Annotated in this window: 13 protein-coding genes; 8 read left to right on the top strand and 5 right to left on the bottom strand. The window is 64.6% G+C overall.

Annotation, left to right across the window (positions count from 1 at the left end):
- Window positions 1–38: 38 nt before the first annotated feature.
- The gene (locus tag APT63_05745; protein ID AMA45174.1) at window positions 39–1,217 is read right to left on the bottom strand and encodes a diguanylate cyclase; all 1,179 of its coding nucleotides are present in this window, start codon (window positions 1,215–1,217) and stop codon (window positions 39–41) included.
- 218 nt (window positions 1,218–1,435) lie between these two features.
- On the opposite strand from APT63_05745, the gene APT63_05750 reads away from it, so the two are divergent.
- The 4 genes from APT63_05750 (at window position 1,436) to APT63_05765 (ending at window position 4,126) form a co-directional block, all read left to right on the top strand.
- Entirely contained in the window at window positions 1,436–2,530 is a 1,095-nt protein-coding gene (locus APT63_05750; protein ID AMA47796.1) for a catalase, read from the top strand.
- 82 nt (window positions 2,531–2,612) lie between these two features.
- Complete coding sequence (locus APT63_05755; GenBank protein ID AMA45175.1) at window positions 2,613–3,119, top strand: damage-inducible protein CinA; 507 nt, start codon at window positions 2,613–2,615, stop codon at window positions 3,117–3,119.
- A gap of 29 nt (window positions 3,120–3,148) precedes the next feature.
- Window positions 3,149–3,652: a hypothetical protein gene (locus tag APT63_05760; GenBank protein AMA45176.1), complete on the top strand. Its 504-nt coding sequence runs from the start codon at window positions 3,149–3,151 to the stop codon at window positions 3,650–3,652.
- 9 nt (window positions 3,653–3,661) lie between these two features.
- Window positions 3,662–4,126, top strand: a complete 465-nt coding sequence (locus APT63_05765) for a hypothetical protein (GenBank protein ID AMA45177.1) — start codon at window positions 3,662–3,664, stop codon at window positions 4,124–4,126.
- A 242-nt stretch (window positions 4,127–4,368) separates the two neighbouring features.
- Here the strand turns inward: APT63_05765 and APT63_05770 are convergent, their stop codons facing one another.
- The 3 genes from APT63_05770 to APT63_05780 form a co-directional block, all read right to left on the bottom strand.
- Window positions 4,369–5,367, bottom strand: coding sequence for an NADP-dependent oxidoreductase (locus APT63_05770; GenBank protein ID AMA45178.1), 999 nt, complete (start codon window positions 5,365–5,367; stop codon window positions 4,369–4,371).
- A 133-nt stretch (window positions 5,368–5,500) separates the two neighbouring features.
- Window positions 5,501–6,235, bottom strand: coding sequence for an ABC transporter (locus APT63_05775; protein AMA47797.1), 735 nt, complete (start codon window positions 6,233–6,235; stop codon window positions 5,501–5,503).
- Window positions 6,236–6,308: 73 nt separating this feature from the next.
- Window positions 6,309–7,607, bottom strand: a complete 1,299-nt coding sequence (locus APT63_05780) for a serine/threonine protein kinase (protein AMA45179.1) — start codon at window positions 7,605–7,607, stop codon at window positions 6,309–6,311.
- Window positions 7,608–7,840: 233 nt separating this feature from the next.
- Between APT63_05780 and APT63_05785 the strand changes: the two genes are divergently transcribed.
- Window positions 7,841–8,200 carry a hypothetical protein gene (locus APT63_05785; GenBank protein ID AMA45180.1) on the top strand — a complete coding sequence of 120 codons (360 nt, stop codon included), beginning with the start codon at window positions 7,841–7,843 and terminating at the stop codon, window positions 8,198–8,200.
- Window positions 8,201–8,960: 760 nt separating this feature from the next.
- Here APT63_05785 and APT63_05790 read toward each other — a convergent pair.
- Window positions 8,961–10,535: a beta (1-6) glucans synthase gene (locus APT63_05790; GenBank protein ID AMA45181.1), complete on the bottom strand. Its 1,575-nt coding sequence runs from the start codon at window positions 10,533–10,535 to the stop codon at window positions 8,961–8,963.
- A 217-nt stretch (window positions 10,536–10,752) separates the two neighbouring features.
- On the opposite strand from APT63_05790, the gene APT63_05795 reads away from it, so the two are divergent.
- From APT63_05795 to actP, 3 genes are all read left to right on the top strand, one after another.
- Complete coding sequence (locus APT63_05795) at window positions 10,753–11,601, top strand: glycine/betaine ABC transporter substrate-binding protein (protein AMA45182.1); 849 nt, start codon at window positions 10,753–10,755, stop codon at window positions 11,599–11,601.
- Window positions 11,602–12,118: 517 nt separating this feature from the next.
- Window positions 12,119–12,430, top strand: coding sequence for a hypothetical protein (locus APT63_05800; protein ID AMA45183.1), 312 nt, complete (start codon window positions 12,119–12,121; stop codon window positions 12,428–12,430).
- The gene (actP, locus tag APT63_05805) at window positions 12,427–14,091 is read left to right on the top strand and encodes a cation acetate symporter (GenBank protein ID AMA45184.1); all 1,665 of its coding nucleotides are present in this window, start codon (window positions 12,427–12,429) and stop codon (window positions 14,089–14,091) included. Before APT63_05800 ends, actP begins: the two co-directional genes overlap by 4 nt.
- The last annotated feature ends 191 nt before the right edge of the window (window positions 14,092–14,282 follow it).

Here is a 14,282-nt window from a genome sequence, read left to right on the forward strand (position 1 = left end):
GTTCTGCCAGCCTGTCGAGCGGTGCGCGGCCCTGCGTATCAGTCGATCTGAAGCAGCACTCCCATGGCGGCCGTTTGGTCGATCAGCCGTACGCTGTCACGGCCTGCCCGCTTGGCGGCGTACAGCGCCCTGTCGACGCGCTCGATCACGTCCGTGAGGCTGGCGCCCGGCGTGTCGAACAGGCTGGCGCCGATGCTCAGGGTCACCGCGTCTGGTGTCTCGAAGGCCAAGGCTGCGGCGGCGTGGAAACGTGCGCGCAACGTCTCGCCGACATGGCGCAACTGCTCGGCCGAGGTGTCGGCCAGCAGGATCACGAACTCGTCACCGCCCAGGCGCGCGGGCAGGGCACCATAGGGCGGCACTGAGCGCATCAGCTCGCTCAACATCACCAGCAACTGATCGCCGGCAGCGTGACCGTGCAGATCGTTGACCTGCTTGAAGTGGTCGATGTCGATCAGCAGCAATCCACCGGGGCACGAGGGCGACACCTCATCGAGTAGCCGAGGCGCGCGGACTTCCAGTGCGCGCCGGTTGTAGAGGGCGGTCAATGGGTCGCGGGCGGCCAGGCGGGCGATGCGTTTTTCCCGACGATGGCGCTCGGTGCCGGTCATCGACAGGGCGATCAGCATGATCGCCATGGCCCCTTCGACCAGGGACACCTGGATGATCTCGCCGCGCAGTGCCGCCAGGTCGAGCAGGGTGCCGGGCATGACCGCGATGACTGCCTTGGCCACGTAGAAGGCGCCATGGAAGAACAGTACGTAGCGTAGCTGCACGGCCCCCACACTCAGGGAGCGGCCATGCGGGCGCAGCAGAAAACTGGCGCGCAAAGACAGCAGCGCTACCAGGGAGGCGTTGACCATCGTCATGACCTTGGACCAGTACGGCTCCGGCGGCAGGGCGAGCATGGCCAGCCAGCAGACGAAGATCAGGTACCAGGCCCGTGACAAGCGCCCTTCGGTAAAACGCGCCACCCCCAGCAGGAACAACCAGTGCGCGGTGATCAGTAAGCCATTGGCGAACCAGATGCCGACCACCAGCAGGCCCTGGCTGCGCAGCAACGACAGGGTGCAGCCCACGCTGATGGTGGCGAACCCGGCACTCCAGTACAGCAAGGACTGCTCGCGCACGCTGCCCCACTCGATGGCCAAGTACAGGGCCGCGGCGGCCGCCAGGGCGATGGTCAGGGTGAGCATGGTGATGGGGTCGAGCGCCATGGACGGCAGGCCTGCAGGGGTGCGTGATATCACGGTGATTGTAAGGGGCGGGCGGCAGGCTGCAAGCGGCAGGCGATAAGCCGTCCGTGTCGCTGGCAGCGCATGGCGGGCAGCCGACGAAGTACAGGGGGCCAGGAGGAACACTCCCTGATGGCCAAATGTCATCTGAGAAGCCCGAAGGCGCCCTTCGACGCCTGGCCGACGCAGGACTGACCATGATGACCGTGACCCCCAAGCCGCTGCCCTTTCGCCCTGAGTTCGAGCAGGTCGCTGAAGACGAGCAGGAGACCACCCAAGGGCTGATCGAAGCCTTGCATTCGATCCTCGAAACCACCAACGCGCACTATGGGCACCCCGTGCGCAGCGTGCATGCCAAGGCCCATGCCTTCCTGCACGGCCAGCTGCAGGTGTTCGACGGGCTGCCCGAGCCGCTGGCCCAAGGATTGTTCAGTCAGCCCGGCAGCTACCCGGTCGTGATGCGCCTGTCGACCAACCCGGGTGATCTGCTGGATGACCGGGTCTCCACGCCACGTGGCCTGGCGCTGAAGGTGATCGGCGTGCCCGGCGAGCGCTTGCCCGGTAGCGAAGGCGAGGTCACCCAGGATTTCGTCATGCAGAACGCGCCTGCCTTCACGGCCGCCGACCCCAAGGCGTTTCTCAAGACGCTCAAGCTGTTGGCCAAGACCACCGATCGCATGCCGTTGACCAAGCGGGTGCTGTCTGCGGGCTTGCGTGGCGCCGAGGCGGTGGTCGAGGCGGTCGGCGGGGAAAGCGGAACCCTCAAGAGCCTGGGCGGGCACCCGCTGACCCACCCGCTGGGCGAGACGTTCTACACCTCGGTGCCGCTGCTGTACGGGCGCTATTACGCCAAGCTGAGCGTGGCACCCGTGTCGCCCGGTCTGACGGCCCTGACCGATCAGAAGATCGAGCTGAACGGTGACGAAAACGGATTGCGCCGGGTGATCGATGAGGTACTCAGCCAACAGGGTGGCGAATGGGAGGTACGCATCCAGTTGGCCACCGACCTGGCGCAGATGCCGGTGGAAGACGCGTCGGTGGTCTGGCCGGAGGACGTCAGCCCTTACGTGGCCGTGGCGCGAATCCAGATCCCGGCGCAGCCTGGTTATACCGAGGAGGGCGTGCGCAAGGTCGATCAGGACATGGCCTTCAGCCCCTGGCAAGGTTTGGCTGCACACCGGCCCATCGGAGGGGTGATGCGGGTGCGCAAGGCTGCCTATGAGCACTCGGCTGACTTTCGCCGCCAGCACAGTGGCTGCCCCCTCCACGAACCCAAAGGCCCCGTGGCGTTTTGAAGCAAGGCACCGACAGCCCTGGCCTGAACCATTGTCCGACCCCCGACGTCTATCGCCAGACAGACAGCGCGAGGGACAGGTCATGGGCGTCGACCCCATCGAGCAGGTGCTCAACTATCTGAAAGATCACGAACTGACGCTGACCACGGCCGAATCATGCACGGCCGGGCGCATCGTGGCCTTGTTGTCCGAGAAAGCCGGCACTGGATGCGTGCTGGAAAGCGGATACGTGGTGTATTCCCCCGAGGCCAAGCAGCGTTTGCTGGGCGTGCGGGCACGAACGATCGAGCGCTGTGGTCTGACCAGCGAAGAGGTCGCCCGGGAAATGGTGGCCGGTGCCTTGCGCGACAGCCCGGCCAGCGTGGCGATTGCCACCACCGGCGTCGCGGGCCCGGACCCGCAGGGTGATATCGCACCGGGTACGGTGTGCTTTGCCTGGGGGTTCGCCGATCAAGGCGCACCGGCTCTCTTCAGCCGCACCGAACGGTTCTTCGGTGAGCGCCAGGCGGTGCTGCACCAGGCGGCCGTGCATGGGCTGGTTCAATTGATTCACTTTCATCAACGTTGGTTGCAGGGCGAACGGGCCTGAGGGCCGCGCCGGAGTAGAGCGTCATGGCAATGGAGCAGGACGAGGTGTCCAGGGAATTCCCGATCCGGGAGGACGTCCGCATGCAGCGGCGGGTGTGGCGGTTCGAGCGAATCGGCTGGTACGTCTTGGTGGCGGTGGTCATCGCCGCCTTGGCCGGGGTGTTCGGCAATGGTCCGGCCAGCCACCGCACGGTTACCAGTACCGATGGCCGTGTGGAGGTCGAGTACGCGCGCTTCAGTCGCAATGGCGCGGCTGAGCACGTCGACATCCGCGTCAAGGGCGCACCGGACGCCCAGGTCAAGTTGCTGCTCGACGGCCCGATGTTCCGTGACCTGACGGTGGAATCGATGCAGCCACAGCCCATGGCCTCGGTCAGTCAGGGGCGGGCCTTGCTGCTGCACCTGAAGACTGACGCCGACGGTATTGCGCGGCTCTACCTGAGCTTGCGCAACGACAGCGTCGGCTCGATCGTCGGCAAGGCCCGGGTCGGCTCGGGCAGTGCAGTGCGTTTCGCCACCTTTGTCTATCCCTGAGGAGCCACCATGGATGCCGTGCTGCGCGCGGGGGCGATGTACATTGCCTTGATGGTGCTGTTCCGGGTCGCCGGTCGTCGTTCGCTGTCCGACCTGACCACGTTCGATTTCGTGTTGCTGCTGATCATCGGCGAAGCGACCCAGCAGGCGTTGTTGGGGGACGACTTTTCCTTCACCAATGCCGTGCTGGTGATCAGCACGCTGATCGTGCTCGACGTCGGGTTGTCATTGATCAAGGTGCGCTCGACCCGCGCCGCACGCCTGCTTGATGGGCATGCCACGGTGGTGGTCGAGGATGGACGCTTCCTGCGCGGTCGCATGCGAAGGTGCCGGTTGACCGAGGACGACATCATGGAGTCGGCGCGGGCCAACCAGGGGGTGGAGCGGGTGGCGCAGATCAAGTATGCGATCGTGGAACGCAATGGCAAGATTTCGGTGATCATGCGGGATGATGCGGAGGGAGGGGGAAAGTGAGCGGGTATAGGCGGGGCTTGGCGGGCGGGTTTGCCTGAAGCACAAGGGGGCTGATTTTACGGCCCCTTCGGGCCCGATCGCGGCACAGGGGCCGCTCCCACAGGGGACCGCGCTTGCCTGCATCACTGCGGTGGGACTACGGGTGTAGGAGCGGCCCCTGTGCCGCGATCGGGCCCGCAGGGGCCGTAAAGTCAGCCCCGCCGAGTCGCAGGCGTACTGCCATCCAGCCGCCCCCAACCTGCCTAGACCTTCAACACCAACTTGCCAAAGTTCTCGCCCTTGAACAGCTTCTGCAGCGTTTCAGGGAACGTCTCAAGCCCTTCGACCACGTGCTCCTTGCTCTTGACCTCGCCGCTCTGCAACCAGCCGGCCATCTCGCGCGCCGCCTTGGGGTATTCGCCGAGGTGATCGGTGACGATGAACCCTTCCATGCGCGCGCGATTGACCAGCAGCGCCAGATAGTTGGCCGGGCCCTTGACGCCGTCCTGGCTGTTGTACTGGCTGATCGCACCGCAGATCACCACGCGTGCCTTGAAGTTGAGGCGGGCCAGCACGGCATCGAGGATGTCGCCGCCGACGTTGTCGAAGTACACGTCGACACCCTGGGGGCATTCACGCTCCAGCCCGGCCTTGACGTCCTCGGCCTTGTAGTCGATCACGCCATCGAAGCCCAGGGTCTTGAGGTAGTCCCCTTTCTCCTGGCCTCCGGCAATGCCGATCACGCGGCACCCCTTGAGCTTGGCGATCTGCCCGGCGATGCTGCCGACGGCACCGGCTGCGCCAGAGATCACCACGGTATCGCCCGCTTTGGGCTGGCCGACGTTCAGCAGCGCGAAGTAGGCGGTCATGCCGGTCATGCCCAGCGCCGACAGGTAGCGCGGCAACGGCGCCAGTGACGGGTCGATGGGTTGCAGGCCCTTGGCCTCGCCGACGTAATAGTCCTGCATGCCCAGCACGCCGCTGACCGTGTCGCCGACCTTGAAGTCGGGATGGCGGGACGCCGTGACTTCACCGACGCCCAGGGCGCGCATGACCTCGCCCAGGCCCACCGGTGGCACATAGGACTTGCCCTCGTTCATCCAGCCGCGCATGGCCGGATCGAGCGACAGGTACAGGTTCTTGACCACGACATGCCCTTCGCCCGGTTCGGTGACAGGCACCGTCTCGAACGTGAAGTCGTCTCGGCGCACTTCGCCTTGCGGACGCTTGGCGAGCAGGAAACGGCGATTGCTTGCGGTCATGGGAACTCCTTTGGAGAGAGGGAGAGGAGGGGGGAGGTGCATGTGGCTAACTGCAAGCTGAGCGTGGGTGCGGTAATGGCGCGCAGATGCTCCATACCGCACCGCTTGTAGCTTGTAGCGCCCAACGCCCCCTTTATTCGGCGATCTGCAACTTGCGCGCTTGGGTATAGACGTAACGCACCTTCTCGTACTCGAACGGCGAGTTCATCTGGCCGTAGCGGAAGCTGGTGGTGTAACGACGGTCCACAACGCGCAAGGCGAAGATTTCCGGGTGCTCAGTGGTCGACCGGGGGACGCCGAGGTAGTTCACCGATTGCTCGCCGGCGTAGTCCACCACCAGGCCGGCGGTGTCACGCAGGTTCGACGGGCCGAGGATCGGCAACATGATGTACGGGCCCTCGGGCACCCCATAGAAGCCCAGGGTCTGGCCGAAGTCTTCGCTCTGGCGTGGCAGGCCCATGTGCGTCGCCGGGTCCCACAGGCCGCCCACGCCGATCACGGTGTTGAACAGCAGGCGCGCAGTGATCTGCCCGGCGCGCTCGGCCTTGAGCTGCAGCACGCTGTTGAACAGGTTGGGCACGTCGCCCAGGTTGTTGAAGAAATTGCTCACCCCGGTGCGCACGAAGCTCGGCGTGACGCGTTTGTAACCATCGATCACCGGCAGGAACACCCATTGGTCGAACCGGTAGTTGAAGTGGTACACGCGCCGGTTGAACGACTCGAACGGGTCCGGCACGTTCAGCGCATCGAAGGTCGAGCGTTCGAACTCGCGCTGGTCCAGGCCAGGGTTGAACTTCAGGGCCTGCAACGGATTGGTGAAGCCGTCGCTCTGCGCGCCATGGGTGTCGAGTGCGTCGGCCTCGAGCACGCTGGTGCGCGGCGCGGTCTCCTGGGCCATGACGGGGGCAGCGGCCAGCAGGGCCGTGACGAGCAGCAGTCGATTAACCACGGAAGAACTCCAGCATGGCGTCGCTGTTGACGCGGTAGTTGAGGTTGCCGCAATGGCCGCCATGGGGGTAGAGCGTCAAGCGATCGCCGAAGACCTGGCGCAGGAAGCCGATGTCGCCCGGGCCGAGAATGACGTCGTCGGCGTTGTGCATCACGGCGATCTTCGGGCTCTGGCTCAGGTAGTCACGCAGGGCGTACAGGCTGACCTGGTCGACCAGCTGCAACAGGCTGCCACCATCGCTGCGAGCACGCCACATGGGGATCACCTGCTCGGTGAGGTAGCACTCGAAGTCACATTGCAGCGCGCGCTTGAAGAACGGCGTCAGGCTGCTGCCTTCGGTGATCGGGTACTTAGGCGGCGTGATCAGCCCGCGGCGGTTGATCAGGTCGGAGGTGAAGGCGATGTCGGCTGCCGAGAAGCGGAACGAGGTGCCGATCAGCATGGCCATCTGCTCGTTAGACAGGTGCTGTCGCGACTGCTGGAAGTCGTACAGCAGGGCTTCGTTGAGGTCGACGTAGCCTTTCTGACGGAAGTACATGGTCAGCTTGTGCAGCATCAGCTCATAGAAGTTGGTGCGGCTGTCGATGCCTTTCACGCTGGTCTGCACCAGCTTGTCCAGGTTGGACACCGAGGTCTGCAGGTTGACCGGTGGATTGAGCAGCAGCACGCGCTTGAAGTTGAAGCTGCGGCGCGTTTCGTCCAGGTGGCTGACGAACGCTGCGTCGAGCGCGCCCAGGCTGTAGCCGGTCAGGTAGAACTCGCTGACCGGCAGGCGCGGGTGCTGGGCGCGCACCGACTGCATGACCCGGTACATGTCTTCGGCATCTTCCTGGCTGATGCCGGGGGTGGCGGTGCGCGAAGCGGCGCTCATGAAGTCCCAGCTGGTCGGCGAGGACAGCTGCACCACGTGGTAGCCGGCCTGATAGTACAGCTTCTTCAGGTATTCGTTGATACTGCTGGAATACGGCGCACCGGTACCGGCGATGATGAAGATCAGCGGCGCCTTGTGGTCCTGGCGAGCCAGGCGGTAGGTGAGTTTCTTCACGGGCCAGAAGTTGTCCGGCAGGGTGAAGGCGCGCTCGGGGCGCAGAGTGAGGCTATAGTCGTCCTGGTCGATGTCCTCGTCGTGCGGCAGCGTGGGGCGCTGGTCGGGCGGCGTGGTGGCGATGGTCGCCTCGAAGGGGTTGGTCAACGGATAGCCGTAGGTGGCGGCGTCGATGTCCCGCGCCGTGGCGACCGCGCTCAGGAACAGGCCGCCCAGCAAGGCTGCAAGGCGTAAGGATCGAAGCATGAGTTCCCCCAGGGACGGCAGTGGTGCGATATGCAGGCTAAGACTGTGACTGCCCCGGCAAAGTTGCCGAAGGCGGCCTATTTATCTGCGCGAAATAGTGCCGTGCTAACGATCGGGCGACAAGCCTGTGCAATGGGGTGAAACAGCATTCACGGGGTCGAACGATGCGACCCGCCCGCCGTCGGCTGTGGGTGGAATCGAAGCTGACCTGGAACGATGGAAAAGGACGCTGCATGAACCGTTGGTCATTGTGGGTAGGGGTGATCGCGATGCTGGTCGCGTGCCTGCTCGGCAGCTACGCCGTGCGCTATGGCCTGATGGAGGACGGGCACTGGGTGGGCCGCTGTGCAGGCGAGGGCAGGCCTTGGGTGTGCGAGGTGCGCGCAGGCGTGGGGTGGATGATTCATTATCAAGCGCTTGCCTGGGTAGCGTTCGGACTGGCGTTGCTGGCCCAGGTGCTGCGCGGTGCGGTGGGCAAAGGAATGGGGCTGGCCGCCGTGCTGGTGGGAATCCCGGCGATGGTGCTCTACACCGCCAGCCTGGCGGTGTTCGCGATCGTGCTGGGGGCGTTACGGGGCGTGCGGCGGGGGTAGAGGTTGTCCGGTCGGTTAGCACCGCAGCAATGTCGACTGTCACGGACCCTGTGGTCCCTGTGCCGCGATCGGGCCCGCAAGAGCGGCAGCATTAGCCCATACGCGCGTCCAGTCCACCTCACGCTTTCAGCTTCAGGTTACCGCGATGGCGTCCGGTCCGGCGGCGCCTGCATCGCGGGCAAGCCCGCTCCCACAAGCTGCTTGCGCAGCCATGCCTATATTGATACTGCAGAGGTCTGGGTGGGAGCTGGCTTGCCAGCGATAGGGCCCTGCCAGGCGCCGCATGCGGTCGGGCATGCACCAAATAGAAAAAGACAGTTGCTCTCATAGAACATAAAATATCTTGTTGATTTCGAAGGAAATAATTTCAGAACCTTGTGGGCCCTGCGGGCCCAATCGCGGCCGGTCCGGCGCCCCGGCAGGGGCCGCTCAGGTGATTGCGATAGCCTGCAACCCCGCACGGTGGGGCTACGGGTGTAGGAGCGGCCCCTGTGCCGCGATGGGCCGCAAAGCGGCTCTAAGATCAGTTAGCAATGAAGCTCCGGATCCTGCCAGCTATCGACATGTTCTCTGCGCGACAGCGCGGCGCTAAGGCGGCGGGCGGACTCCTACAACGGACTGCGTCGGCCTGTCGGACTTGCATGGCAATTCAATGTGCGCGGTCTCTGCCGGACCAACTTCAGTGGGGCCTGCGAGGTCCCTGCAAGGTCCACAACCTAGCCAGTCAGTGCCTGCCCTGTCCCGCCCTGCATACCCTCGCTCACCCACGACCCCGCGTGCCCTCGTCAGCCGATGACCGCCACCCTCGCCACAACGCCCCGACCATCAGTGCGCTGACGCCCGCCCAGCCCAGCGCCTGAGCATTGGCCAACCCTTCCTGGTACAGCTGCGGCACGATGCACAGGCCCACGAGCGTGCCCAGCAGCGCCACTTCGCGCCGTGGAGCCGCGGCTGGCCTGAGCAGGTACACCACCGCCGGCAGGAGCAATGCCGCGCTGGGGAAACTGCGGTAACGGGGCTCGAACACCAGAGCCAGGGCGCTGACCGCCGTCGCGAACCCTGCCGCCAGCAGCCACCACCCGGCGCGTGCCTGCAACCAGGCCTGGACACGCGCGCGCCAGCCCTTGTGCTGACCCAGCGCCAAGGCGGTCTGGGCCAGCACCATCAGATTCAGCCCCACCAGCAGCGCGGCCCAGAGCCATTCACTGGCGAAACGGGCGTGACTGCGGGTCAGCTCGCCCCACAGACCCAAGCCCAAGGCCGCCACGGCGGCCAACGACGGCAGCCACAACGCGGCACGGTGATCACGCGGTTGCCCCGCCAGCGCCAGCGTGAGTGCCAGCACCCCCGCACCGAACCACCACCACGCCTGCCAGTGGGGCAGATCGCTCACCGGGCCTTCCAGAATGCCTTTGTCCTGCCGGTCGGCATCGTACAGCCCCCAATAGCCCCCCACGGCGCCTTCATTGGCCCGCTTCCATGGCTGGTCGAAGGCTTCGATGAGGTTGTACTGCCAGCCCTCGATCTCCGCCTGGGCAACGAAACCCCGAATGAAGCGTGCTTCGTTGACACGGCTCGGTACGGCAGTTTCCCGTTGTCGGCCTTCGCTAGGCCAGCCGGTCTCGCCGATCAGGATGTTCTTGGGTGCGAAGCGCTGGCCGAACACGCGGCGCACGTCGGCGACGTGGGCCAGCGCATCGTCGATGCTGCGGGGATCGTCTTCCCAGTAGGGCAACAGGTGGAGGGTCAGAAAGTCCACGGCTGGCGCAATGCTGGGGTGCTGCAGCCAGAACTCCCACACGTCGGCATAGGTCACAGGCACCCGCACTTCGCGCTTGACCCGTTCGATCAGTTCGACCAGGCGTGCCTCGGTCACTTCCTTGCGCAGCAGCGTTTCATTGCCGACGATCACCGCCGTGACGACGTCCGGGTTGGCGTTGGCTGCGGCAATGAGCTTCGTCACTTCCCGGTCGGTGTCCACCGGGTTGGCGTTGACCCAGGCCCCGAGCATGACCTTGAGGCCATGCTGGCGAGCCAGCGCCGGAATGGCTTCGAGCCCGGTCATGGAGTAGGTCCGAATGCACTGGAAACGGCGGGCCAGCAAGGCCAGGTCGGCATCCAGGCGTGCTGGGCGCATGACAAAGGGCTGGTCGAGCGGTGACTGGTCCTTGTCGAACGGTGTGTAGGACACGCATTGCAGCCGATGCGCCGCGCTGGCGGCATCGGGCAACTGCACGGGTTTGCCGCGCGCCTGCCATAACCCGCCCAGTGCGAGCAGCACGCCCAGGCTGGCCAGCAGGCAGGTGAACCAAGGGTGGCGAACGAAAGCGGGCATCGAGGCGGTCCGTCGTCAGGTGCGGGTCACTAGCTAGGCACTGCCATCGCCCAGCGTCAAGTGCCCTCATGCAAAGATCGCGCTGAACGTTCGGCGTCGATGGCGTGGATAGCCATGTGCGGTCGCGCAGTGCTCGCTGGAGGTCGCATGCAGACCCGGACGTGACGGGGCGCAGGCCGATGATGCAGTCTCCAAGACCTGAAAGAGGCATGCCGTGATGAAGCTGCGACGTTTTCTGGGGGTGGGTACTGCGATGGTTCTGGCCATGGGCGCTGGGCAGGCCATGGCCAAGCAAGTCAGCATCGGTTACGTGGATGGTTGGTCGGACAGTGTGGCGACCACCCATGTGGCCGCCGAAGTGATCAAGCAGAAGCTGGGCTACGATGTCGATCTCAAGCCCGTGGCCACGGGCATCATGTGGCAGGGGGTGGCCACCGGCAAGCTCGACGCCATGCTCTCGGCCTGGCTGCCGGTGACCCATGGTGAATACTGGGCCAAGAACAAGGACAAGGTGGTCGACTATGGCGCCAACTTCAAGGAAGCGCGCATCGGTCTGATCGTGCCGGAGTACGTCAAGGCCACCAGCGTTGCCGATCTAAAAGGCAGCGATGAGTTCAAGCAGAAGATCGTCGGCATCGACGCCGGGTCCGGGGTCATGCTCAAGACCGACCAGGCGATCAAGGACTACGACCTGACCGGCTACAAGCTGCAGGCCAGTTCGGGTGCGGCGATGACCTCCGAACTGGGCCGTGCCTATGCCAAGCAGCAGCCGATCGTGGTCACCGGTTGGGTACCGCACTGGATGTTCGCCAAGTGGAAACTGAAGTTCCTGGACGATCCGAAGGGTGTGTACGGCGCTGCCGAGACCGTCAACAGCATCGGCAGCAAGGAACTCGAAGGCAAGGCACCGGAAGTGGCGCAGTTCCTGCGCAAGTTCTCCTGGCAGTCCAAGGACGAGATCGGCGAAGTGATGCTGGCCATCCAGGAAGGCGCCAAGCCTGACGCGGCGGCGAAAGACTGGGTCGCCAAGCACCCGGAGCGCGTGAAGGAGTGGGTAGGGCAGTGACGCACGCCCTGGGTGGTTGATCCTCTGGGGATGACTGCCCGATCCGCTTAGAGTCTCGCGGCCCCTCCAGGGCCGCATCGCGGGCAAGCCCGCTCCCACAGGTGGAGCGGCTATCGCAGTGATGCATGCCAGGAAAGCGGGCAGGTGGGAGCTGGCTTGCCAGCGATGAAATTCGATCTGTTACCCCCCACATCGCAGGCAGACTCCCACAGGTGGAGCAGCTATCGCAGTGATGCATGCCTGTAAAGCGGGCAGGTGGGAGCTGGCTTGCCAGCGATGGCATTCGATCAGCCACCACTGACATCATGGGCAAGCCCTCTCACAGGCCCGGTCCCAGGCCCTGGCCTGCCAACAATTCAGGCGCATGAACGCCGCAATGCCTCCTCCTTGCCTGTCGCATTGTTACTCCTTCTGCAATACACCCTTACCTATAAGACTAAGGTCGTCTGGCTGGGCGCCCCTGGCAGCCTAAAGTGGAGGTGGGTTCTACCTACTCTGTGCTGCTAGGACAAAAACAATGAACGACAGCATTTACCTTTCGATACAGAACAGTCCACGGTTCAAGGAGCTGGTCGCCAAGCGCGAACGCTTCGCGTGGATTCTCTCGGCCATCATGCTCGGCCTGTACTGTGCCTTCATCCTGTTGATCGCCTACGGTCCGCAGGTACTGGGCACACGCATCGCCGCCGACTCGTCGATCACCTGGGGCATTCCCCTGGGCGTCGGCCTGATCCTCTCAGCCTTCGTCCTGACCGCCATCTACGTGCGCCGCGCCAATGGCGAGTTCGATGAGCTGAACAAGGCGATCCTGAAGGAGGCGCAGCCATGAGCCGTCCTTTCCATGCCTTGGCCGTGCTGGCCATCGGGGCCTTCGCGCCCGCCGTGTGGGCCGCCGACGCGTTGACCGGCGAGGTGCAGAAGCAGCCGCTGAACGTGTCGGCGATCGTCATGTTCCTGGCCTTCGTCGGGTTCACGCTGTGCATCACCTACTGGGCCTCCAAGCGCAACAAGTCGGCGTCCGACTATTACGCGGCGGGTGGTCGCATCACGGGCTTCCAGAACGGCCTGGCGATCGCCGGTGACTACATGTCGGCGGCGTCCTTCCTGGGCATTTCCGCCCTGGTGTTCACCTCCGGCTATGACGGGCTGATCTACTCCATCGGCTTCCTGGTCGGCTGGCCAATCATTCTCTTCCTCATCGCTGAGCGTCTGCGCAACCTGGGCAAGTACACCTTCGCCGACGTGGCGTCGTACCGCCTGGGGCAAAAGCAGATCCGTACCCTGTCGGCCTCCGGCTCGCTGGTGGTGGTGGCGTTCTACCTGATCGCGCAGATGGTCGGCGCCGGCAAGCTGATCCAGTTGCTGTTCGGCCTGGACTACCACGTCGCGGTGATCCTGGTGGGCATCCTGATGTGCCTGTACGTGCTGTTCGGCGGCATGCTGGCCACCACCTGGGTGCAGATCATCAAGGCGGTACTGCTGCTGTCGGGTGCCAGCTTCATGGCGCTGATGGTCATGAAGCACGTCAACTTCGACTTCAATGCCCTGTTCTCCCAGGCCATCGACGTGCACCCCAAGGGTGAGGCGATCATGAGCCCGGGCGGTCTGGTCAAGGATCCGATCTCGGCGTTCTCCCTGGGCCTGGCGCTGATGTTCGGCACCGCCGGCCTGCCACACATCCTGATGCGCTTCTTCACCGTCAGCGATGCCAAGGAAGCACGCAAGAGCGTGCTGTACGCCACCGGCTTCATCGGCTACTTCTACATCCTGACCTTCATCATCGGCTTCGGCGCGATCCTGCTGGTCAGCACCAACCCGGCCTTCAAGGACGCCGCCGGCGCCCTGATCGGCGGCAACAACATGGCGGCGGTGCACCTGGCCGATGCCGTGGGTGGCAGCGTGTTCCTCGGCTTCATCTCGGCCGTGGCCTTCGCCACCATCCTGGCGGTGGTCGCCGGCCTGACCCTGGCCGGTGCCTCGGCGGTGTCCCATGACCTGTACGCCAGCGTCTGGCGCAAGGGCAAGGCCAACGATCGCGACGAGATCCGCGTGTCGAAGATCACCACCGTGGCCCTGGGTATCCTGGCGATCGGCCTGGGCATCCTGTTCGAAAGCCAGAACATCGCCTTCATGGTCGGCCTGGCGTTCTCCATCGCGGCCAGCTGCAACTTCCCGGTGCTGCTGCTCTCGATGTACTGGAAGCGCCTGACCACCCGTGGCGCGATGATCGGCGGCTGGCTGGGCCTGATCAGCGCGGTGACGCTGATGGTCCTGGGCCCGACCATCTGGGTGCAGATCCTCGGTCATGCCACGCCCATCTACCCGTACGAGTACCCGGCGCTGTTCTCGATGCTGATCGCCTTCGTCGGGATCTGGTTCTTCTCGGTCACCGACAAGTCGGCTGCGGCCGAAAAAGAACGGGCGCTGTTCTACCCGCAGTTCGTCCGCTCGCAGACCGGTCTGGGCGCCAGCGGAGCGGTGTCGCACTAACAGGTCCTCGGTTGCCTGAACCGATGATCGCTGTACCGAGCCCTCGGCCCTATGCCGGGGGCTCGGCGTTTGGGACGGCGTCGCCCATGGCATTGTGCAACCCTGCACATGCTCACCTCCTTCCGAACACGCTCTGTGGGAAATTTCCACAAATCCTTCGGAACGGTCTGGATGTTGGCCTACACCCTTTC

This window comes from Pseudomonas monteilii (genome assembly GCA_001534745.1).
Taxonomy (GTDB): Bacteria; Pseudomonadota; Gammaproteobacteria; order Pseudomonadales; family Pseudomonadaceae; genus Aquipseudomonas; species Aquipseudomonas alabamensis.

Excerpts from the sequence above, each read along its gene's own strand:
- APT63_05795 (AMA45182.1), top strand. The coding sequence starts at position 10,753 with ATGAAGCTGCGACGTTTTCTGGGGGTGGGTACTGCGATGGTTCTGGCC.
- APT63_05780 (AMA45179.1), bottom strand. The coding sequence starts at position 7,607 with ATGCTTCGATCCTTACGCCTTGCAGCCTTGCTGGGCGGCCTGTTCCTG.
- APT63_05800 (AMA45183.1), top strand. The coding sequence starts at position 12,119 with ATGAACGACAGCATTTACCTTTCGATACAGAACAGTCCACGGTTCAAG.
- APT63_05770 (AMA45178.1), bottom strand. The coding sequence starts at position 5,367 with ATGACCGCAAGCAATCGCCGTTTCCTGCTCGCCAAGCGTCCGCAAGGC.
- APT63_05755 (AMA45175.1), top strand. The coding sequence starts at position 2,613 with ATGGGCGTCGACCCCATCGAGCAGGTGCTCAACTATCTGAAAGATCAC.
- APT63_05760 (AMA45176.1), top strand. The coding sequence starts at position 3,149 with ATGGAGCAGGACGAGGTGTCCAGGGAATTCCCGATCCGGGAGGACGTC.
- APT63_05785 (AMA45180.1), top strand. The coding sequence starts at position 7,841 with ATGAACCGTTGGTCATTGTGGGTAGGGGTGATCGCGATGCTGGTCGCG.
- APT63_05765 (AMA45177.1), top strand. The coding sequence starts at position 3,662 with ATGGATGCCGTGCTGCGCGCGGGGGCGATGTACATTGCCTTGATGGTG.
- APT63_05745 (AMA45174.1), bottom strand. The coding sequence starts at position 1,217 with ATGGCGCTCGACCCCATCACCATGCTCACCCTGACCATCGCCCTGGCG.
- APT63_05790 (AMA45181.1), bottom strand. The coding sequence starts at position 10,535 with ATGCCCGCTTTCGTTCGCCACCCTTGGTTCACCTGCCTGCTGGCCAGC.
- APT63_05750 (AMA47796.1), top strand. The coding sequence starts at position 1,436 with ATGACCGTGACCCCCAAGCCGCTGCCCTTTCGCCCTGAGTTCGAGCAG.
- actP (AMA45184.1), top strand. The coding sequence starts at position 12,427 with ATGAGCCGTCCTTTCCATGCCTTGGCCGTGCTGGCCATCGGGGCCTTC.